General features: G+C 65.7%; 18 protein-coding genes and 1 pseudogene. 10 read left to right on the top strand and 9 right to left on the bottom strand.

Annotated elements, in window-relative coordinates:
- Positions 1 to 2: 2 nt before the first annotated feature.
- Genes AC56LK_RS07185 through AC56LK_RS07170 form a run of 4 tightly spaced genes read right to left on the bottom strand, consistent with a single transcriptional unit; the run spans position 3 to position 3492 of the window.
- The gene (locus AC56LK_RS07185; RefSeq protein WP_497183871.1) at positions 3 to 587 is read right to left on the bottom strand and encodes a DNA-binding protein; all 585 of its coding nucleotides are present in this window, start codon (positions 585 to 587) and stop codon (positions 3 to 5) included.
- 17 nt (positions 588 to 604) lie between these two features.
- Positions 605 to 1459 (bottom strand): sulfurtransferase, encoded by an 855-nt coding sequence (locus AC56LK_RS07180; RefSeq protein WP_497183870.1) that lies wholly within the window; start codon positions 1457 to 1459, stop codon positions 605 to 607.
- A gap of 8 nt (positions 1460 to 1467) precedes the next feature.
- Entirely contained in the window at positions 1468 to 2388 is a 921-nt protein-coding gene (locus tag AC56LK_RS07175) for a DMT family transporter (RefSeq protein ID WP_497183869.1), read from the bottom strand.
- Between the two features lie 3 nt (positions 2389 to 2391).
- Positions 2392 to 3492: an aromatic ring-hydroxylating oxygenase subunit alpha gene (locus AC56LK_RS07170; protein WP_497183868.1), complete on the bottom strand. Its 1101-nt coding sequence runs from the start codon at positions 3490 to 3492 to the stop codon at positions 2392 to 2394.
- 340 nt (positions 3493 to 3832) lie between these two features.
- On the opposite strand from AC56LK_RS07170, the gene AC56LK_RS07165 reads away from it, so the two are divergent.
- The 3 genes from AC56LK_RS07165 to dxs are packed head-to-tail and all read left to right on the top strand — an operon-like array spanning position 3833 to position 6843.
- Positions 3833 to 4072 carry an exodeoxyribonuclease VII small subunit gene (locus AC56LK_RS07165; protein WP_497183867.1) on the top strand — a complete coding sequence of 80 codons (240 nt, stop codon included), beginning with the start codon at positions 3833 to 3835 and terminating at the stop codon, positions 4070 to 4072.
- On the top strand, positions 4069 to 4974 hold the full coding sequence (locus AC56LK_RS07160; protein WP_497183866.1) for a polyprenyl synthetase family protein: 906 nt from the start codon (positions 4069 to 4071) through the stop codon (positions 4972 to 4974). The genes AC56LK_RS07165 and AC56LK_RS07160 overlap by 4 nt, the downstream gene beginning before the upstream one ends.
- The gene (gene dxs / locus AC56LK_RS07155; protein ID WP_497183865.1) at positions 4975 to 6843 is read left to right on the top strand and encodes a 1-deoxy-D-xylulose-5-phosphate synthase; all 1869 of its coding nucleotides are present in this window, start codon (positions 4975 to 4977) and stop codon (positions 6841 to 6843) included.
- A gap of 30 nt (positions 6844 to 6873) precedes the next feature.
- On the opposite strand, the gene AC56LK_RS07150 is transcribed toward dxs, so the two are convergent.
- Together AC56LK_RS07150 and AC56LK_RS07145 are read right to left on the bottom strand one after the other, a co-directional pair.
- On the bottom strand, positions 6874 to 7572 hold the full coding sequence (locus AC56LK_RS07150; RefSeq protein WP_497183864.1) for a 2OG-Fe(II) oxygenase: 699 nt from the start codon (positions 7570 to 7572) through the stop codon (positions 6874 to 6876).
- Positions 7573 to 7576: 4 nt separating this feature from the next.
- Positions 7577 to 8131, bottom strand: coding sequence for a cob(I)yrinic acid a,c-diamide adenosyltransferase (locus AC56LK_RS07145; RefSeq protein ID WP_497183863.1), 555 nt, complete (start codon positions 8129 to 8131; stop codon positions 7577 to 7579).
- 81 nt (positions 8132 to 8212) lie between these two features.
- Here AC56LK_RS07145 and AC56LK_RS07140 point away from each other — a divergent pair, with 81 nt between their 5' ends.
- The 5 genes from AC56LK_RS07140 to AC56LK_RS07120 all read left to right on the top strand — a co-directional run bounded on the left by AC56LK_RS07140 (position 8213) and on the right by AC56LK_RS07120 (position 14481).
- A complete protein-coding gene (locus AC56LK_RS07140) occupies positions 8213 to 9694 on the top strand; it encodes an FAD-linked oxidase C-terminal domain-containing protein (RefSeq protein ID WP_497183862.1) in 1482 nt (493 codons plus the stop codon).
- A gap of 3 nt (positions 9695 to 9697) precedes the next feature.
- Complete coding sequence (gene glcE, locus AC56LK_RS07135) at positions 9698 to 10756, top strand: glycolate oxidase subunit GlcE (protein ID WP_497183861.1); 1059 nt, start codon at positions 9698 to 9700, stop codon at positions 10754 to 10756.
- Between the two features lies 1 nt (position 10757).
- On the top strand, positions 10758 to 11987 hold the full coding sequence (glcF, locus tag AC56LK_RS07130; RefSeq protein ID WP_497183860.1) for a glycolate oxidase subunit GlcF: 1230 nt from the start codon (positions 10758 to 10760) through the stop codon (positions 11985 to 11987).
- A 33-nt stretch (positions 11988 to 12020) separates the two neighbouring features.
- Positions 12021 to 12335, top strand: coding sequence for a hypothetical protein (locus AC56LK_RS07125; RefSeq protein ID WP_497183859.1), 315 nt, complete (start codon positions 12021 to 12023; stop codon positions 12333 to 12335).
- A 106-nt stretch (positions 12336 to 12441) separates the two neighbouring features.
- Positions 12442 to 14481, top strand: a complete 2040-nt coding sequence (locus AC56LK_RS07120) for a glycoside hydrolase family 97 protein (protein WP_497183858.1) — start codon at positions 12442 to 12444, stop codon at positions 14479 to 14481.
- Between the two features lie 3 nt (positions 14482 to 14484).
- Here AC56LK_RS07120 and AC56LK_RS07115 read toward each other — a convergent pair whose 3' ends face one another.
- On the bottom strand, positions 14485 to 14961 hold the full coding sequence (locus tag AC56LK_RS07115; protein WP_497183857.1) for a glutathione peroxidase: 477 nt from the start codon (positions 14959 to 14961) through the stop codon (positions 14485 to 14487).
- 158 nt (positions 14962 to 15119) lie between these two features.
- On the opposite strand from AC56LK_RS07115, the gene AC56LK_RS07110 reads away from it, so the two are divergent.
- On the top strand, positions 15120 to 17447 hold the full coding sequence (locus AC56LK_RS07110; protein WP_497183856.1) for a TonB-dependent receptor domain-containing protein: 2328 nt from the start codon (positions 15120 to 15122) through the stop codon (positions 17445 to 17447).
- A pseudogene (locus AC56LK_RS07105) lies at positions 17444 to 17623 on the top strand (pentapeptide repeat-containing protein); the annotation flags it as partial. The gene AC56LK_RS07110 and the pseudogene AC56LK_RS07105, both read left to right, overlap by 4 nt.
- 34 nt (positions 17624 to 17657) lie before the next feature.
- Here AC56LK_RS07105 and AC56LK_RS07100 read toward each other — a convergent pair.
- A complete protein-coding gene (locus AC56LK_RS07100; RefSeq protein WP_497183855.1) occupies positions 17658 to 18302 on the bottom strand; it encodes a hypothetical protein in 645 nt (214 codons plus the stop codon).
- Positions 18303 to 18436: 134 nt separating this feature from the next.
- The gene (locus tag AC56LK_RS07095) at positions 18437 to 19573 is read right to left on the bottom strand and encodes a PilT/PilU family type 4a pilus ATPase (protein WP_497183854.1); all 1137 of its coding nucleotides are present in this window, start codon (positions 19571 to 19573) and stop codon (positions 18437 to 18439) included.
- Positions 19574 to 19578 lie beyond the last annotated feature (5 nt).

Raw genomic sequence — 19578 nt, 5'->3', positions numbered from 1 at the left:
GCTTACTTCTTCGCGCGCAGCGATTCGAGTTCGGTGCGCAGCGCGCTGCGCTCGGCGTAGGACTTGTCGAGCTGGGCGCGCAGGGACTTCACTTCCTTTTCGAAGTTGTCGCGTGCCGTGGTGGCGCCGACCAGCTCCATCTCGGCGGCCAGGCGCGCATCCGATTCGCTCGCCTGGGCCGCGACGTTGCGCTCGAGCTGGGCGCGCAGGTCGGCCAATTGCCGGTCCTTGCCGTCGATCGCCAGCTGGTCCTTGGCCTTGCTGACCAGCGCGTCGGTGGCGAGCTTGCGCGCATCGCGCAGTTCGGTGTTCAGGCGCTCGATCTCGGCCGCGTGTTCCGCGGAGGCGGCCAGGGCCTGGTCGCGTGCGGCTTCCAGTTCGGCGCTGGACTCGCGCAGGGCGGCCGCATCGGCCTCCACTTCGGCCAGCGCTTCGCGTACCGGCGCGGCGGCCTGTTCGGCGACCCGCTGCACCCAGCCGCTCAGGGCGGCGGCAACCGCTTCCGGGATCTCCAGCGCCGCGGCGCCCGCGTTCGTGTTTTCGTCGTTCGACATTGCTGCGTTATCTTTCATTGCTGCTTTTTTCATCAGGATGCCTCCTGTGCTCAAGCGTCGCCAGTGGCGACCGGACGATTCGCGTCACCGACCCATTCACTCCACGAACCCGGATATAGCGCCGCACCGGGCAGGCCCGCGACTTCCAGCGCCAGCAGGTTATGGCAGGCGGTCACGCCCGAGCCGCACTGCATGATCGCCCGCTTCGGATCATCGACCAGCAGCGCGAATTCGCCGCGCAGGGTTTCCGCATCCTTGAAGCGGCCGTCAGGCTGCAGGTTGTCCTTGAAGAAGCGGTTGCGGGCGCCCGGGATATGGCCGCCGACCGGGTCGATGGTTTCGTTCTCGCCGCGGAAGCGGTCGCTTGCTCGTGCGTCGATCACGATGCGCTCGCCCTTGTCCACATTCTCCAGGACCTCGGCTACCGTCACGGTCGGCACGAAGGGCGCGCGCACCGCGATGTCGCCGCGCGGCCTGGCGGCGGCCGCGGTGGTGAGCGGCTTGCCGAGCGACTGCCAGGCGGCCATGCCGCCGTCCAGCACCGCCACCGCTTCATGGCCGAGCCAGCGCATCAGCCACCACAGGCGCGCGGCGAACATGCCGCCGTGCGCGTCGTAGGCCACGATTTGCGAGTCGTCCTTGACGCCCCAGCTGCGCAGGGTCTCGATCAGCGCCTCTTTTTCCGGCAACGGGTGGCGGCCGCGGAACACGCCGTCCGGGCCATGCTTGGCGCCCGACAGCTGGGTCTCGATGTCGCCGAAGACCGCGCCCGGCAGGTGGCCGATGGCGAAGCCCTCGCGGCCGGCGGCCGCGTTCATCAGGTCGTGGCGGCAGTCGACCAGCACCCAGTGCGGGTCGTCGATGTGCGCCGCCAGGTCTTGCGCCGAAATCAGTGTCGTATACATTGTGCTCCTCAGGTCTCGCTCGCGATGGGATCGGTGTCCTTGACCACGGCGCCCTTGGCCGTGCTGCGTGTATTGTAGAACGTCGCGGCGATGCCGGACGCGAGGATCACGCCGATGCCCATCCAGACGTGCCAGCCGAAGGCATCGTTCCACAGCGCCAGGCCCCACAGGCTGGAAAACACGATGCCGGTGTACTGCAGGTTGGCCACCACCAGCACCTTGCCGACGCGGTAGGCGCGCGTCATCGCGATCTGGGCCATCAGGCCGAAGATGCCGACGCCCAGCAGCAGGGCGCCGCTGTACAGGGTATGGCTCTGGAACACGGCGCCTTCAGGGCCGTCGCCCGCGAGCGTACCGAGCAGGCCGGCCACGGCGGTGCTCAGCGAGAAGTAGAACACTACGCGGTATTCGGGCTCACCCATCTGGCCGAGCTTGCGCACCTGCATGTAGGCCATGGCCGAGATCACCGACGAGGCCACGCCGGCCAGGCCGCCCAGCCACTGGTTAGCCTCGACCGCGGGCTGCAGCACCAGGGTCACGCCGAAGAAGCTCATGGCGATCGCCAGCACCAGCGGCCATTCGGGCAGCTTGGTGCCGCTCCACCAGCCGTGGGCGAACATCCAGGCCGCGATCCAGATCGGCGCCATGTAGTTGAGGGTGACGGCAGTAGCCAGGGGCAGGCGCGAGATCGCGAAGAACCACAGCCACAGCGAGATGACGCCGACGACGCTGCGCCAGACGTGGGCGCCCGCAAAAGGCGTCTTGAAGGTCCCGCCCTGGTGGCGCACGGCCAGCAGCAGCACCAGGGTGCCGATCAGGCCGCGGTACATCAGGAGTTCGGAGGTGGAGTAGAACTCGGAAGCCAGCTTCACGCCCGCGCCCATGGCGGCGAACGCGAAGCTGGCGAACAGCATCCAGAGGGAAGCCATCCCTTACAGCTCTAGCTTGCTGCGGTACCACTCATGGAAATGCTGCATACCGTCTTCCATCGGCGACTGGTAAGGTCCGACTTCGTTGACGCCGCGGTCCAGCAGGATCTTGCGGCCGGCATCCATGCGCAGCGCGATCTCGTCGTCCTCGACCGCGGTCTCCATGTAGGCGGCGCGCTCGGCTTCGACGAATTCGCGCTCGAACAGCACGATCTCTTCGGGGTAGTAGAACTCGACCACGTTGCGGGTCTTCTGCGGGCCGATCGGCCACAGGGTCGACACCACCAGCACGTTCGGGTACCACTCGACCATGATGTTCGGGTACAGGGTCAGCCAGATGGCGCCGTACTTCGGCGGCTGTCCGTTGTTGAACTTCAGGACCTGTTCCTGCCACTTCTTGTAGGCCGGCGAGCCTGCTTTTTGCAGCGCGCGGTTCACGCCCACGGTCTGGACGCTGTAGTCGCGGCCGAATTCCCACTTCAGGTCCTCGCAGGACACGAAATTGCCCAGGCCCGGGTGGAAGGGCTCGACGTGGTAATCCTCCAGGTAGACCTCGATGAAGGTCTTCCAGTTGTAGTCGCACTCGTGGATCTCGACGTGGTCGAACATGTAGCCGCTGAAATCGAGGTCGCGGGTTGCCTCCATGTTCTTCAGCTTGTCGATGACGTCATAGCCGTTCTGCTCGAACAGCAGGCCGTTCCAGTTCTGCAGCGGCGTCTTCGACAGGTTCAGGCAGGGCGTCTCCGGGAAGTGCGGCGCGCCGATCAGCTGGCCCTTCAGGTCATAGGTCCAGCGGTGCAGCGGGCACACGATGGTGTTCGCATTGCCGCGGCCATTGAACATCAGCGCCTGGCGGTGACGGCAGACGTTGGACAGCACCTCGATGCCGCCCGCGTTGCGGACCAGCATGCGGCCTTCGTTCTCGGATGCAAGTGTCGCGAAATCGCCTACTTCCGGCACCATCAATTCGTGGCCGACGTAGCGCGGCCCTTTGTGAAACAGCTGCTGCAACTCGCGCTGCATCAACGCGTTGTCGAAGTAAACGTTTACCGGAAGCTGCGCGCACGAACGCGCCAGCTTGGCGTGGGTAGCCAGATCGGACATCCCAACCCCCCTTTAATTTAGCACTACCAAAGAAGAGAAAAAGAATCCAAAGACCAGTATCTTAGGAAGAGGAATACGGTATTTCGGACAGAACCGAAGATTATACCGTGGAAACAGGCTCAGGGGTCAGGGGCCGTCGCGCGCCAGTGACGAAACCGTGCAAATAAGCTGTTGAAAAATCAAGGTTTTCATGAAGGGAGGGCGCCAATGCACGACAAAGTTACATGCAGGCAAGTTGCGGATGGTGCAATGTGCACCCCTTGAGGGGAAGGATTGATCTAAAATACGCGATTGGACTGACCCTTGGCGCGCCCTTGCGCCTTTCCCCAAGCGAAACGCTATGTCAAACAATACGAATGCGCCCGAGTCCTTCGAAGGCGCGATGGCCGAGCTTGCGCAGCTCGTGTCGCAGATGGAATCCGGCCAGTTGCCGCTGGAAGCCTCGGTGGCCGCCTATGCGCGCGGCTCCGAGCTGGTGAAATTCTGCGCGGCCCAGCTGGAAAAGGTCGAGTCCCAGGTCAAGGTGCTCGAAGGCGACATGCTCAAGCCTTTCTCGGCCGAAGGCGAGGGCGAGCAATGACGGAACGGAGTTTCAGCGCCTGGATGCAGGACGTGCAGGCGGACGTCGAGCGCGCGCTCGATGCCTTCCTGCCCGCCGGCGGCACGGTGCCGCACAAGCTGCACGAAGCGATGCGCTACACCACGCTGGGCGGCGGCAAGCGGGTGCGCCCGCTGCTGGCCTACGGCAGCGGCGCGCTGTTCGGCGGCGCGCAGCCTGGTCATTCGCAGGCGCTGGCGCGCGTGGCTGCCGCGGTCGAAATGATCCACGTGTACTCGCTGGTCCATGACGACATGCCCTGCATGGACGACGACGACCTGCGCCGCGGCAAGCCGACGGTGCACGTGGCCTACGATGAAGCGACCGCGCTGCTGGTCGGAGACGCCCTGCAAGCCCAGGCCTTCGAGACCCTGGCCGGGATCGATACCCTGCCGCCCGCGCGCCAGGTTCTCATGCTGCGCCTGCTGGCCGAGGCGGCTGGTTCGGCCGGCATGTGCGGCGGCCAGGCGATCGACCTCGACAGCGTCGGGCTGGCGCTCACGCGCGAGGAACTGGAGCGCATGCACCAGCTCAAGACCGGCGCCATGCTGCGCGTCTCGGTGATCCTGGGTGCGCTGTGCGGCAAGGACCTGTCGCCGACCGAACTGGAAGCCCTGGGCGCCTATTCGAAGGCGATCGGCCTGGCTTTCCAGGTGGTCGACGACGTGCTCGATGCGACGGCCGATTCGGCCACGCTGGGCAAGACCGCGGGCAAGGACGCGGCCGACAACAAGCCGACTTATGTGTCGATCCTTGGGCTGGAACCATCGAAGGAACTGGCCGAGCAATTGCGGCGTGAAGCGCACGAAGCGCTGGCGCCATTTGGAGAACAAGCACTGCGGCTGCGCGAACTCGCGGACCTCATCGTGCAGCGGAAGGCATAAATGAACCTGCTAGAGACCATCAACGATCCCGCGGACCTGCGCAAGCTCCCGCGCACGCAACTGACCCCGCTCGCGACCGAACTGCGCCAGTTCCTGCTCGACTCGGTGTCGAAGACCGGCGGCCACCTGTCGTCGAACCTGGGCACGGTGGAACTCACCATCGCGCTGCACTACGTCTTCCACACCCCGCATGACCGCATCGTGTGGGACGTGGGCCACCAGACCTATTCGCACAAGATCCTCACCGGCCGCCGCGAGCGCATGCCCTCGCTGCGCCAGCTGAACGGCCTGTCGGGCTTCCCGAAGCGCGACGAGAGCATCTACGACACCTTCGGCACTGCGCACTCCTCGACCTCGATCTCCGCGGCGCTGGGCATGGCCAAGGCGGCCAAGCTGAAGGGCGAAGACCGCCACGCGATCGCCGTGATCGGCGACGGCTCGATGACCGCCGGCATGGCCTTCGAGGCCCTGAACAACGCCGGCGTCGAGGAAGACTGCAACCTGCTGGTGGTCCTGAACGACAACGACATGTCGATCTCGCCGCCGGTGGGCGCGCTGAACCGCTACCTGGCGCGCCTGATGAGCGGCCAGTTCTACGCCGCCGCCAAGAATGTCGGCCGCAGCGTGCTGCCTGGTCCGGTGCTCGACCTCGCGCGCAAGCTCGAGGAACATGCCAAGGGCATGGTGGTCCCGGCCACGATGTTCGAGGAATTCGGCTTCAACTACATCGGCCCGATCGACGGCCACGACCTGGAATCCCTGATTCCGACCCTGGAGAACATCAAGAAGCTCAAGGGCCCGCAGTTCCTGCACGTGGTGACGAAAAAAGGGCAGGGCTACAAGCTGGCCGAGGCCGAGCCGATCCTGTACCACGGCACCGGCAAGTTCAACCCGACCGAGGGCATCAAAGCCAGTGCGCCGGGCAAGATCACCTACACCGAAGTGTTCGGCAACTGGCTGTGCGACATGGCGGCTCTAGATTCGCGCCTGGTCGGCATCACGCCGGCGATGCGCGAAGGCTCGGGCATGGTGCGCTTCCACCAGCACTACCCGGAGCGCTACTTCGACGTCGGCATCGCCGAGCAGCACTCGGTGACCTTTGCGGGCGGCATCGCGACCGAAGGCCTGAAGCCGGTGGTGGCGATCTACTCGACCTTCCTGCAGCGCGCCTACGACCAGCTGATCCACGACGTGGCCCTGCAGAACCTGGACGTGACCTTCGCGCTCGACCGCGCCGGCCTGGTGGGCGCCGACGGCGCGACCCACGCCGGCAACTACGACCTGGCCTACCTGCGCTGCATCCCGAACATGGTCGTCATGGCCGCCTCGGACGAGAACGAATGCCGCCAGATGCTGACTACCGCTTACCACTATCCGGGCCCGGCGGCGGTGCGCTATCCGCGCGGCGCCGGTGTCGGTGCGGCGATCCAGGAAGAGCTGAGCTCGATCGAGATCGGCAAGGGCGTCGTGCGCCGCGAAGGCAAGGGCATCGCGATCCTGGCCTTCGGTTCGATGGTGGCGCCGAGCATCGCCGCCGGCGAAGAGCTGGGCGCGACGGTCGCCAACATGCGCTTCGTGAAGCCGCTCGACGTGGAACTGCTCAAGCGCCTGGCGAAGGAGCACGACTACCTGGTGACGGTGGAAGAAGGCTGCGTGATGGGCGGCGCAGGCAGCGCCGTGATGGAAGCGCTGGCGGCGGAAGGGATCGCCAAGCCGGTGCTGAACCTGGGCTTGCCGGACAAGTTCATCGACCAAGGGGATCCGGGGGCGCTGCTGGCGTCCGTGGGGCTGGATGCCAAAGGCATTGCGGCGTCGATCCGCCAGCGTTTCGCTGCCGGCGAGCCGCGCCTGGTCGTCAATAACACCTAAACTGTAACGTGGGCGGTTTTCCCGCCCACGTTACGCTCCCCCGAACAAGGCCTCCGCCCGCTGGAACAAAATCCACGAGGTCGCGATGTACTTGTCTCCGCTCCCCGACACATGCCCCTTGTGGGTATGCGTAAACCCCGCCGGCGCAATGATCAGCCGCCCCTTGCGCGCCTCGACCTTGCGCCCCTGGTACAGGAACTCCGTCTCCCCGCCAACCGCCACGTCGTTCAGGTAGAACTGCCACAGCAGCACCCGGTGCAGGGTCTCGCAGCTGGCGTTCTGCGGGTAGATCTCGGAATGCCAGTGGTGGTAGCCGCCGCTCCCCTGCAGGTACTTCTGCAGGTTGATGTTTCCGACCCGGTAGATCGACTGCATCAGTTCCACGACGTTCGGCTTGCCGCACTCGTCGAAGTTCTGCAGCGACAGGGTCACCGGCTCGCCGGTTTGCGGATGCGCCACCTGCGGCGACAGCGCGCCGATCAGCAGCATGCGGTACTTGTCCATGTACTGGGCCAGGTGGCGTGCCATGGTCTGGGTCAGCAGGGCGCCGACGTCGTCCCATTCCGGGTGCCCGTTGATGGTCAGGTCGTAGCTGTCCTTCTTGCTGACGTCGACGCCGTTGCCGGTGCGGCCGCGCGCGACCTTGCCGCTGGCGTCGAAACGCGCGCGGATCGCGTCGCACTGCTGGGCGCTGAGCGCCTCGTCGTAGATGCCGATGAAGTCTTCCATGGGCTCAACCCCGCCTGCGCTCGTGCTGCCACAGCACGTCGCTGCCGCCGGCGAAGCGGTTCAGCACGCGCGCCAGCACGAACATCAGGTCCGACAGGCGGTTCACGTACTGGCGCGGATGCGGCCGGATGGCCTCCGCATGCGACAGCGCCACGATGCTGCGCTCGGCACGGCGGCACACGGTGCGGCAGACGTGGGCCAGCGAAGCCGCGCGCGAACCGGCCGGCAGGATGAATTCCTTCAGCACCGGCAGGTCGGCGTTGTACTTCTCGAGCAGGCCGTCGAGGCGCGCCACGTGCTCGTCCTTGATCATCTCGTAGCCCGGGATGCACAGCTCGCCGCCCAGGTCGAACAGGTCGTGCTGGATCGAGATGAGTTCTTCACGCAGCTCGGCCGGCATGTCTTCGCACAGCAGCAGGCCGACGAAGGAATTCAGCTCGTCCACGTCGCCCAGCGAATGGATGCGGGCGCTGTCCTTGCCGGTGCGGCTGCCGTCGCCCAGGCCGGTGGTGCCGTCGTCGCCCGTGCGGGTGGCGATTTTCGAGAGTCGGTTGCCCATGATGTAGCCTTATGCAATCTGTTAAAAAAACGATAGGGCGAGCATACGACAAAATGCGGCAATTGTGCCTACAATGTGAGCATGAGCGTCTCTACCTCCACCCTCGCCGGACGGCGCGAACAGGTCGCGGCAGCCCTGCGTGCGCGCCTGCCCGAAGGCTGCGTCCTGTCCGACCCCGAAGACACCCGCCCCTACGAGTGCGACGGCCTGGCCGCGTACCGCCAGCTGCCCATGATCGTCGCCTTGCCCACCAGCGAAGAGCAGGTGCTGGCGATCCTGAACGCCTGCCGTGAGCTGGGCGTGCCGATCGTCCCGCGCGGCGCCGGCACCGGCCTGTCCGGCGGCGCCCTGCCGATCGCCGACGGAGTCGTCCTCTCGACCGCACGCCTGAACCGCATCGTGCGCGTCGACGCGTATTCACGCACCGCCGTGGTCCAGCCGGGCGTGCGCAACCTCGCCATCTCCGAAGCGGCGGCCCAGTACGGCCTGTATTACGCGCCCGATCCCTCGTCCCAGATCGCCTGCACCATCGGCGGCAACGTGGCAGAGAACTCCGGCGGCGTGCACTGCCTCAAATACGGCCTGACGGTGCACAACGTGCTGCGCGTGCGCGTGGCCACCATCGAGGGCGAGATCATCGAACTCGGCAGCGAAGCGCTGGACGCGCCGGGCCTGGACCTGCTGGCCGTGTTCATCGGCTCGGAGGGCATGCTCGGCATCGTCCTCGAGGTCACCGTGAAACTGGTGCCGAAACCTGCGGTGGCCCAGGTGGTCATGGCCTCGTTCGCCGACGTCATCACCGCCGGCAACGCGGTGGCCAGCATCATCGCAGCCGGCATCATCCCGGCCGGCCTCGAGATGATGGACCGCACCTCGGTGCGCATGGTCGAGCCTTTCGTGCACGCGGGCTACGATACCGACGCGGCCGCGATCCTGCTGTGCGAGGCCGACGGCACCGCGCTGGAAGTGGCGGAAGAAGTCGAACGCATGAAGGCCGTGTTCGAAGGCGCGGGCGCGACGGCCATCGCGGTGTCGCAGAACGAGGCCGAGCGCATACGCTTCTGGTCCGGCCGCAAGAACGCCTTCCCGGCGGCGGGCCGCATTTCGCCCGACTATTACTGCATGGACGGCACCATCCCGCGCAAGCAGCTGGCGCGGGTCTTGCAAGGCATCGAGGAAATGGAACAGACCTTCGGCCTGCGCTGCTCGAACGTATTCCATGCCGGCGACGGCAATATGCACCCGCTGATCCTGTTCGATGCCAACCAGCCGGGTGAGTTCGACCGCGCCGAAGCCTTCGGCGCCGCGATCCTGGCGCTGTGCGTCGAGGTGGGCGGCACCATCACCGGCGAGCATGGCGTGGGCATGGAGAAGATCAATTCAATGTGCGTGCAGTTCGATCGCAAGGAGCTCGACGCCTTCTTCGCGGTCAAGCGCGCCTTCGATGTGCCGATGCTGCTCAACCCGGACAAGGCGATCCCGACGCCGCACCGCTGCGCCGAATTCGGCAAGATGCACGTGCATGGCGGCGAGCTGCCTTTCCCCGACCTTCCGCGCTTTTAAACCATGCAGTCCATCGAACAATTCCAGGACCGGGTGCGCGGCGCCGCAGCCGACAAACGGCCGCTGCGCATCCGCGGCGGCGGCAGCAAGGACTGGTACGGCCAGCGCCTCGAGGGCGAGATCCTCGATACGCGCGGCTACCGCGGCATCGTCGACTACGAGCCGACCGAGCTGGTTCTCACGGCGCGCTGCGGCACGCCGCTGCGCGAGATCGAAGCCGTGCTGGCGGAACGCAAGCAGATGCTGGCCTTCGAGCCGCCGCATTTCGGCGCAGATGCCACGCTGGGCGGCGCGATTGCCGCCGGCCTGGCCGGCCCGCGCCGCGCGCATAGCGGCGGGGTGCGTGACTTCGTGCTCGGGGCCAAACTACTGGACGGGAAGGGCGACGTGCTGAGCTTCGGCGGCCAGGTGATGAAGAACGTGGCCGGCTACGACGTTTCGCGCATGCTGGCCGGTTCGCTCGGCACCCTCGGCCTGTTGCTGGAAGTCTCGGTCAAGGTATTGCCCCGCCCGTTCGCCGACATTACCCTGTGCCTGGACATGCCCGAGATCGAGGCGATCCGCCGGCTGAACGAGTGGGGCGGCCAGCCGCTGCCGCTATCGGGCAGCTGCTGGTACAAGGGCAGCCTGGCGCTGCGCCTGTCCGGCGCCCAGGCGGCGGTCGACGCTGCCGTGCGCCTGATCGGCGGCGACATCATGGCCAATCCCGATTGCTTCTGGGAAGAGCTGCGCGAGCAGCGCTTGCCCTTCTTCGGCGGCGAGGAGGCGCTGTGGCGCCTGTCCGTGCCCTCCGCGACGAGCGCGATCGTGCTCGGCGGCAGGATGGGCGCAACCCAGCTGATCGAGTGGGGCGGCGCCCAGCGCTGGCTGCGCACCGGTCTAGATGCCGCCACGATCCGCCGCAGCGTGAGCGCGGTGGGCGGCCACGCGACCCTGTTCCGCGGCGGCGACAAGTCAAGCGGCGTGTTCCAGCCGCTGGCGCCCGCCGTCGCGCGCATCCACGAACGCCTGAAGGCTTCCTTCGATCCGGCGAACATCTTCAATCCGGGACGAATGTACTGACATGCAAACCAATCTGGCCGACTTCATCAAGGGCACCCCCGAGGGCGACGAAGCGGAAGCAATCCTGCGCGCCTGCGTGCACTGCGGCTTCTGCACCGCCACCTGCCCGACCTACCAGCTGCTGGGCGACGAGCTCGATGGCCCGCGCGGCCGCATCTACCTGATCAAGCAGGTGCTGGAAGGCGCCGAGCCGACCCGCAAGACCCAGCTCCACCTGGACCGCTGCCTGACCTGCCGCAACTGCGAAACCACCTGTCCCTCGGGGGTGAAATACGGCCGCCTGGTGGACATCGGCCGCCGCGTCGTCGAGGAACGCGTGCCCCGTCCATTGAAGGACCGCGTCAAGCGCAGCACGCTCAAGGAATTCCTGCCGCGCACGGCGCTGTTCAAGCCGGCGTTCAGGGCAGGGCAGCTGGCCCGTCCGGTGCTGTCGAAGGAATTGCAGGACAAGCTGCAGCCGGCGCGCGACGCCGGCGCCTGGCCTGCGCGCGCCCATGCGCGCAAGATGCTGGTGCTTGGCGGCTGTGTGCAGCCGGCGATGGCGCCCAACATCAATGCCGCCACCGCGCGCGTGCTGGACGCCTTCGGGGTGCAGCTGCTGGTGGCGCCGAAGGCCGGCTGCTGCGGCGCGGTGCGCTACCACCTGAACGACCAGCAGGGCGGCCTGGACGACATGCGCCGCAACATCGACGCCTGGTGGCCGTATGTCGAACGCGAAGAGGTGGAAGCGATCGTCATGACCGCCTCCGGCTGCGGCGTCACTGTCAAGGAATACGGCCACCTGCTGGCGCACGACGAGGCTTACGCGGCGAAAGCAGGCCGCATCTCGATGCTGACGCGCGACCTGTCCGAGATCATGCCGGAATTCGAGGAACAGCTGGCAGCGAAGCTGAAGGGGAAGATCGCGAAGCGCGTCGCCTACCACCCGCCGTGCACGCTGCAGCACGGCCAGCAGATCCGTGGCAAGGTCGAGGGCGTGCTGCGTGCGGCGGGCGTCGACGTCAGCCTGTGTGCCGACAGCCACCTGTGCTGCGGCTCGGCCGGCACGTATTCCGTGCTGCACCCGGAGATCGCGCACGCACTGCGCGACCGCAAGCTGGCCAACCTGGAAGCCTGCAAGCCCGACGAAATCGTCTCGGCGAACATCGGCTGCATGAGTCACCTGCAGTCGGGCACCGACACCCCGGTGACGCATTGGATCGAGCTGATCGACCGCGCGCTCGCGTGCTAGCATCCATCCTCGCCTGCCACCAGAGGAACGATCTTGAGTTTCATTTTCCAGCTCATCCGCGACGACGAGGGCCTGCCGCCCATGGCCGTCTTCGAGGATTCCACCACGCCCGGCCTGGTGCCGGTATGGGAAGAGGCCGGCGTCTACGATGCGCTGTACAACAGCGACGGCAAGCTGGCGCGCGACGTCTCGCGCGCCATCTCCTATGGCCTCGACCGCGTCACCGAAGACATGTCGCTGGCCCGGTTGATGCCGCCCGGCGTCTCGCAGGGCGAGGCCATCCGCTTCCTGGAGAACGTCAACCGCGCCTGCATCACGCACGGCGCGGCCTGGATCCGGACCCGCTGATACTGGGCTCTGGTAGTCGAGTTACGTCTTTATGTCTTACTATGTGATGCTCAGCCGGGGAGTGGTAGTTTTCCTACGGCGGACGCCACAACGACAAGGAGACTTCATGCGTATTTACCGGTTCGCTACCATCGTGGCCGCATCCTGCCTGCTGGCCCTCCCGGCGTGGGCGCAACAGATCATCGCCAGCGCCGCTTCTCCGGGCAGTGTCCTCAGCGTGGAAGTGCAGCTCGACGGCATGGGCAAGCTGGCCTACGGCGTCAAGCGCAAAGGCAAGGACATCATTTCCCCCTCGCGCCTCGGCTTCAACCTGGCCAATGCCCTGAAGCTCGACGGCGGCTTCAGCCTGCGCAAGCAGACGGTGAGCGAGCATGACGGCACCTGGGAGCAGCCCTGGGGCGAGCGCCGCTTCGTGCGCAACCGTTACCGCGAACTGCGGGTCGACCTCGAACAGAAGAACCGAGCCGGCCGCCGCCTCAACGTGGTGTTCCGCATCTATGACGACGGCATCGGCTTCCGCTACGAATTCCCGGACCAGCCGCAACTGCGCGAGGCCGAGATCCTTGATGAGCTGACCGAGTTCAGCGTCGCCCAGCCGGCCACCGCCTGGTGGATCCCGGCCGGCGAGCTGCCCGGACTGGAAGAAGAAATCCGCAAGGCGCCGCTCAAGGAAATCGGCATCGCCAACACGCCGCTCACCCTGCGCGTGGACGACGGTACCCACATCGCCTTCCACGAAGCGGCCCTGGTCGACTATGCGAGCATGTGGCTGCGCAAGGTCGACGGCCAGAAGCTGCGCGCCATGCTGGCGCCTTCGCCGAGCGGCCCGGCCGTCGTGCGCAAGGGCGCCTTCACCACGCCATGGCGCACCATGCAGATCGCGGATGACGCGGCCGGCCTCTACATGTCCGACCTGGTCCTGAACCTGAACGAACCCAACAAGCTGGGCGACGTGTCCTGGGTGAAGCCGGCGAAATTCGTCGGCGTCTGGTGGCAGATGCACCTGAACAGCGGCTCCTGGAATGCCGGCCCGAAGCATGCCGCGACCACCGCCAACACCAGGAAATACATCGACTTCGCCGCGCAGAACGGCTTCCGCGGCGTGCTGGTCGAAGGCTGGAACAAGGGCTGGGAGAGCGACTGGGGCCATGGCGGCGCCGACTTCAGCTTCACCCAGCCCTACCCGGACTTCGACCTGCCCGGCCTGGCCGCGTACGCGAAGTCGAAAGGCGTGCGCCTGATCGGCCACCACGAAACCGGCGCCAACATCGTCGCCTACGAAAAGCAGATGGATGCCGCCTACCGGCTGTACGCGAAGCTGGGCGTGGACAGCATCAAGTCGGGCTACGTGCACGAAGCGGGGACCGCGCTGTTCACGGGCCGCGACGGCAAGCCGCGCTACGGCCATTACGATTCGCAGGAGGGTGTGCGCCACTTTGTGAAAGCCGTGACCGAGGCGGCGAAGTACAAGCTCTCCATCGACACCCACGAACCGGTCAAGGACACCGGCCTGCGCCGCACCTACCCGAACTGGCTCACGCGCGAAGGCGCGCGCGGCGTCGAATACAACGCCTGGGGCAACCCGCCCAACAGCGTGGACCACGAGGCCAAGCTGGTGTTCACGCGCATGCTGAGCGGGCCGATGGACTACACCCCGGGCATCCTGAGCCTGGTGGGCGCGGATGGCAAGACCTTCAACTCGACCCAGGCCAAGCAGCTGGCGAACTTCGTCGTGATCTATTCGCCGATCCAGATGGCGGCCGACCTGCCCGAGAACTACGCGAAGTACCCGGCCGCCTTCAAGTTCATCCGTGACGTGCCGACCGACTGGGCCGACACCCGCGTGATCAATGGCGAAGTGGGGCAGTACGCGACCATCGCGCGCAAGAACCGTGCAGGCGACGACTGGTACGTGGGGGCCGTCACCGACGGCGAAGCACGCACGCTGTCGCTGCCGCTCGGCTTCCTCGACAAGGGCAGGCGCTATACCGCCGAGATCTACCGCGACGGCGACGTGGCCGACTACCGCAGCGAGCGCCGCTTCGACCTGGTGACGGAAACGAAGACCGTTACCGCGGAAGACACCCTGCAGCTGCGCCTCGCGCCCGGCGGCGGCCAGGCGATCCGCCTGGTGCCACAGCAGTAGTCCTTACAGCAGCTTTTCGATGTCGCCGGCGATCTCCGCCGGCGCCGTCTGCGGCGCATAGCGCTTGACCACTTCGCCGTCGCGCCCGACCAGGAACTTGGTGAAGTTCCACTTGATCGCCTCTAGGCCCAGCACGCCCGGCTTCTCGCCCTTCAGGTGCTTGAACAGCGGGTGGGCGTCGTCGCCGTTCACTTCGACCTTGGCGAACATCGGGAAGCTCACGCCGTAGTTCTTTTCGCAGAAGGCGCCGATCTCGGCTTCCGTGCCAGGCTCCTGCTTGCCGAACTGGTTGCAGGGGAAGCCCAGCACCGCCAGCCCGCGCTCGCCGTACTGGCGGTGCAGCTCTTCCAGTCCTTTGTACTGCGGCGTGAAGCCGCAGGCACTGGCGGTATTGACGATGAGGAGTACCTTGCCGCGGTAGGCGCCCAGGTCCACCGGCCGACCGTCGAGCGCGCTTGCGCTGAAATCGAATGCGTTCATGTCTGTCGTCCTTCCTGAAAACTGAAAGTGTATGTCATGGCGGCGCAACACGTATGCATGTGCCAACCGCTCAAGACGATGCTTGTTATCTTTTGTTACAAACATTAAGAAGTTAGCATGCGACAATCCCGCTCGCCCATATTGCAGAGCCCGTTTCCATGCCTACTACTTCACACACCGCCCAGCCTTCCCGTCACCCGCGCCTTTCCCTGATCGCTCATCTCGTCGCGGGCACGCTGCTCGTCCCGTTCGCAGCGAGCGCGCAGCAGGCGCCGGTCACCCAGGCAAAGCAGGAAGCCGCGAAGCCCGCGGCGCCGGCGGTGGTGCAGGCTGAGGCAGCACAGGGGCAGGCGACTCCGCCGGCGCAGGCTCCGGCCGTCGAGTCCACCGTGACCGTCAGCGCGACCCGCACCCAGAACCGCATCGACCGCCAGAGCTACGACGTCAAGGCCGATCCGGCCACCTCGAACGACACCGTGGCCGATACCCTGAACAAGGTGCCCTCGGTTGCCGTCGATGGCGAAGGCAACGTGACGCTGCGCGGCCGCAGCGTGCAGATCCTGGTGGACGGCAAGCCCTCGGCGATGATGCAGGGCGAGAACCGCGCCGCCGCGATCAATGCGATTCCGGCAGCCGACCTGGATTCGGTGGAAGTCATCAACAATCCGGGTGCGCAGTTCGGCAACGAAGGCGGTGGCGGATCGGTCATCAACCTGGTGATGCGGCGCGAACGCAGCCCCGGCGGTTTCGCGACCGTGAACGCGAACGTCAGCACCGAGGGCCGCTACCGGACGGGCGTCTTCGGCAACTACACGCAAGGCCGCTACAGCCTGCAGGGCGGCCTGTTCCGCGCGCAGAACAAGATGGAGAACAGCGGCGAGAACCGCCGCGAACGCATCGATCCGGTGACCGGCGCGGTCGCGCGCAGCGAACAACAGTCGAGCGGCCTCAACCGCAGTGACTCGACCAACATGAACGGCCAGGTGACCTACAACCTGGGCGACAAGGACGTGGTGGGCGCCGGCCTGAATTATTCGGAGAACACGAATGAGAACGTGTCGTCGGAGCGCTACCGCAGCACCACGGCCGCCGGCGCCGTCGACAACGAATACCTGCGCCGGGCGCTGAGCGAATCGAAGGGCCGCAACTACGGATTCAACGCGCGCCTCGACCACAAGGGCGATGCGCCGGGCGAGATCTTCAAGCTGGACATGCGCCTGTCCGGCAGCGACCGGGACAGTAGCTCGCGCGCCTCCAACGCCTATACCGTGCGTCCGCCCAGCGTCAGCGTGGTCGGCGACCGCTACGCCAACCTGACCGATACCCGTATTGCCGATATCACTGGCGATTACGAGCTGCCGGGCGAGCGTGGCGTGCTGAAGCTGGGATACAAGGTGGCGCGCAATAGCAGCAGCTTCGACAACGCCCGCTTCAGCATCAACGACGCCGGCGTCGAGAGCGTCAACCGCAACAGCACCAACCGTTTCGAGCTGGACGACACCACCTACGCGCTGTACGGCACCTACCAATGGCGCGTCAACGAGAAGTGGGGCGTGCTGGGTGGCCTGCGCGCGGAGTACGCGGACCTTGACATGCACCAGGTCACTACCGGCGTGCGCGCGAGCAACCACTATTTCGATGCGATCCCCAGCGCCTTCGTCACCTATGGCCTGTCCGACGACACCACGCTGCGGATGAGCTACGCGCGCCGCATCCGCAGGCCTGGCCAGAACGAACTGAACCCTTTCGTGGTCTACCGCGACGAGCTGAACATCTCCTCGGGTAACCCGAACCTGCAGCCGTCCAATACCGATTCGCTGGAACTCGGCGTCGAGACCAAGCTGGGCAAGGTCGACACCAGCGTGCGCCTGTACATGCGCAACGAAAGCGACCTGATCAACGAGCGCCGCATCCTGCTGGCCAACGACGTGCTCCTGACCACGCGCGAGAACGGCGGGACCGCCCGTTCAGGCGGCCTGGAATTCAACTTCAACGGCCGCGCCACCCCGCAGCTGACGGTCAACGTGAGCGGCAATATCGGCTACTCCGAGCAAACCGTGCTGGATAGCGTGAATGACGACAAACGCAGCGCTACCTCGATCAGTGGCCGCGCACGCCTCCAATACACCCCGAACCCGGCAAACACCTTCGCGCTGAACGTGAATGCGCAGGGCAAGACCCTGTTCGGGCAGGGCTACCGCCAGCCGGTGCGCACCGCCAGTTTGAACTACCGCCACAATCTCACGCCGGCCCTCTCCCTGACCGTCAACATCGACGACCTGTTCGACTCGCAGAAGATGGAGATGATCACCGAGACCGACCGCCTGCGCGAGTACAGGATTAACCGCTTTGGCGGCCGCACCGCCTTCATCGGCCTGAGCTACCGCTTCGGCAGCTTCAGCGGCCCGGGCGGACAGCGTCGCCCGATGATGTTCGGCGGTCCTGGCGGTCCAGGCGGTCCTGGCATGCGCGGCCCTGGCGGCTGATAGAGGAGCGTTTCAAGGGCGCCGGACGTACACTTTCAGCGACGCGCCCACGCGCGCCGCGCCTAGCGCTCAGCTTCGAAGACACGCTGCTGGTCGGCGCCGCCCTGTGCCGCATGTCCTTCCGAAAAGCCAGGCTGGTAGGACTCGATTTCGCCGGCGCAGACCTGTCGGGCTGCGATTTCCGTGACGGGATTGAACGTAGCCTGAAGCTTAGCTTGCCTGGCTGCGCTGGAAGGTCGGCTGGAAGGGTGTCGCCGGAGGCGTGCACTGCTCGACCGGTTCCGGCTTGCTTCCATCGTTCTTGCGGAGGTAGCACTCGTCGAAGACCGAGCAATAACATGCGGAGAAGTCCATGTCGTCCATGGCCCGGTGCAGGGCGTCGAACAGGGGATTCGGTGTCGCCGGCTCGCTCCACGACATCATGACGAGCGAGCCGCCCGGCCGCACCAGCGAATTCTGCACATTGCCGCGCGCGTGGAAGCCGTTGCCGCTCGCCTGGGCCGTCGAACAGCAATTGTCGACCAGGTCTTTCAGGTCGCGCACCGGCTTGTTCTTGTAGGTGAACTCCACCCATTCGATACGGGCCGGGCCGATGCCGTTGTTGAGGAACTCGTACTCGAACTTGCGCCTGACCGCGGACTCGACGCCGTCCTGCGGCATGATATGCGTGGAGCGCCCCAGGTCGAGATAGGGATAGCTGTTTGACGCTACCAGCTTTTCCATCGAGTGCGCCGAGTGCAGGCCGAGCCAGAGCGAGACCAGCGACACGATGCCGGCAGCGACGCCGAGCGAGATGTCGAGCCAGCGCAAGCCGGTGCCATGGGGATGGTGGTGGTGGTGACTTTCGTGTTCCATTGCCGCTCCAGGTCCTTGCTAAAACTTGAGATTGTAGCAACGGCAGGGGTGCAGCAATACCTGGACGAGCAGATAATGCCGGGCGCATGAAAAAGGGCGCCGCAGCGCCCTTCGTTCCGATCGTGCCGGCGGCCTCAGACGATGCCCAGGTGATCCATCCCGCTCGAGAAATCACGGTTCTTCGCGTGCTTGCTGTTGAGCTTGATGTTCAGGCGCAGGTCGTTCACCGAATCCGCATTGCGCAGCGCATCTTCATACGAGATCTTGTCCGCCTCGTACAGGTCGAACAGGGCCTGGTCGAAGGTCTGCATGCCCAGCTCGCGCGACTTCTTCATGATCTCCTTGATCTCGTGGACGTCGCCCTTGAAGATCAGGTCCGAGATCAGCGGGGAGTTCAGCAGGATCTCCATCGCCACCACGCGGCCCTTGGCTTCCTTCTTCGGGATCAGGCGTTGCGAGATCAGGCCCTTCATGTTGAGCGACAGGTCCATCAGCAGCTGCTGGCGGCGCTCTTCCGGGAAGAAGTTGATGATGCGGTCGAGCGCCTGGTTGGCGCTGTTGGCGTGCAGGGTGGCCAGGCACAGGTGGCCGGTCTCGGCGAAGGCGATCGCGTGCTCCATGGTCTCGCGGTCGCGGATCTCGCCGATCTGGATCACGTCCGGCGCCTGGCGCAGCGAATTCTTCAGCGCCGCCTCGAAGCTGTCGGTGTCCACGCCCACTTCGCGCTGGGTGATCACGCAGTTACGGTGCGGGTGGACGAATTCGACCGGGTCTTCGATGGTGATGATGTGGCCGTAGCTGTTCTCGTTGCGGTAGCCGACCATCGCGGCCAGCGTGGTCGATTTACCGGACCCCGTGGCGCCGACCATGACGACCAGGCCGCGCTTGGTCATGATCACGTCCTTCAGGGTTTCCGGCAGGTCGAGGTCTTCGAACTTCGGGATGGTGGTGGTGATCACGCGCAGCACCATGCCGACGCAGCCCATCTGCATGAAGGCCGAGACGCGGAAGCGTCCCAGGTCGCCCGGGCTGATCGCGAAGTTCGATTCCTTAGTCAGCTCGAAGCCGGCCGCCTGCTTGTCGTTCATGATGGCGCGCGCCAGGTCGGCGGTATGGGTGCCGCTCAGCGCCTGGCTCGACACCGGCGTCATCTTGCCGTCGATCTTGATCGCCGGCGGGAAGCCGGCAGTGATGAACAGGTCCGAACCGCCCTTGCTGGTCATCAGGCGCAGCAGGTCGAACATGAATTTGGATGCCTGGTCGCGTTCCATCGCTG

Source organism: Telluria sp. ZB4P36 (assembly GCF_059685865.1).
The sequence above is the reverse complement of the archived record's forward strand: the minus strand, read 5'-3'. Positions and strand labels throughout refer to the sequence as shown.

Bases quoted from the DNA above. Each gene is read 5' to 3' on its own strand.
- AC56LK_RS07095 (WP_497183854.1), bottom strand. From the start codon at position 19,573: ATGGAACGCGACCAGGCATCCAAATTCATGTTCGACCTGCTGCGCCTG.
- AC56LK_RS07140 (WP_497183862.1), top strand. From the start codon at position 8,213: ATGAGCGTCTCTACCTCCACCCTCGCCGGACGGCGCGAACAGGTCGCG.
- AC56LK_RS07170 (WP_497183868.1), bottom strand. From the start codon at position 3,492: ATGTCCGATCTGGCTACCCACGCCAAGCTGGCGCGTTCGTGCGCGCAG.
- AC56LK_RS07175 (WP_497183869.1), bottom strand. From the start codon at position 2,388: ATGGCTTCCCTCTGGATGCTGTTCGCCAGCTTCGCGTTCGCCGCCATG.
- AC56LK_RS07100 (WP_497183855.1), bottom strand. From the start codon at position 18,302: ATGGAACACGAAAGTCACCACCACCACCATCCCCATGGCACCGGCTTG.
- AC56LK_RS07165 (WP_497183867.1), top strand. From the start codon at position 3,833: ATGTCAAACAATACGAATGCGCCCGAGTCCTTCGAAGGCGCGATGGCC.
- glcE (WP_497183861.1), top strand. From the start codon at position 9,698: ATGCAGTCCATCGAACAATTCCAGGACCGGGTGCGCGGCGCCGCAGCC.
- AC56LK_RS07115 (WP_497183857.1), bottom strand. From the start codon at position 14,961: ATGAACGCATTCGATTTCAGCGCAAGCGCGCTCGACGGTCGGCCGGTG.
- AC56LK_RS07110 (WP_497183856.1), top strand. From the start codon at position 15,120: ATGCCTACTACTTCACACACCGCCCAGCCTTCCCGTCACCCGCGCCTT.
- glcF (WP_497183860.1), top strand. From the start codon at position 10,758: ATGCAAACCAATCTGGCCGACTTCATCAAGGGCACCCCCGAGGGCGAC.
- AC56LK_RS07150 (WP_497183864.1), bottom strand. From the start codon at position 7,572: ATGGAAGACTTCATCGGCATCTACGACGAGGCGCTCAGCGCCCAGCAG.
- AC56LK_RS07180 (WP_497183870.1), bottom strand. From the start codon at position 1,459: ATGTATACGACACTGATTTCGGCGCAAGACCTGGCGGCGCACATCGAC.
- AC56LK_RS07120 (WP_497183858.1), top strand. From the start codon at position 12,442: ATGCGTATTTACCGGTTCGCTACCATCGTGGCCGCATCCTGCCTGCTG.
- AC56LK_RS07160 (WP_497183866.1), top strand. From the start codon at position 4,069: ATGACGGAACGGAGTTTCAGCGCCTGGATGCAGGACGTGCAGGCGGAC.
- dxs (WP_497183865.1), top strand. From the start codon at position 4,975: ATGAACCTGCTAGAGACCATCAACGATCCCGCGGACCTGCGCAAGCTC.
- AC56LK_RS07145 (WP_497183863.1), bottom strand. From the start codon at position 8,131: ATGGGCAACCGACTCTCGAAAATCGCCACCCGCACGGGCGACGACGGC.
- AC56LK_RS07185 (WP_497183871.1), bottom strand. From the start codon at position 587: ATGAAAAAAGCAGCAATGAAAGATAACGCAGCAATGTCGAACGACGAA.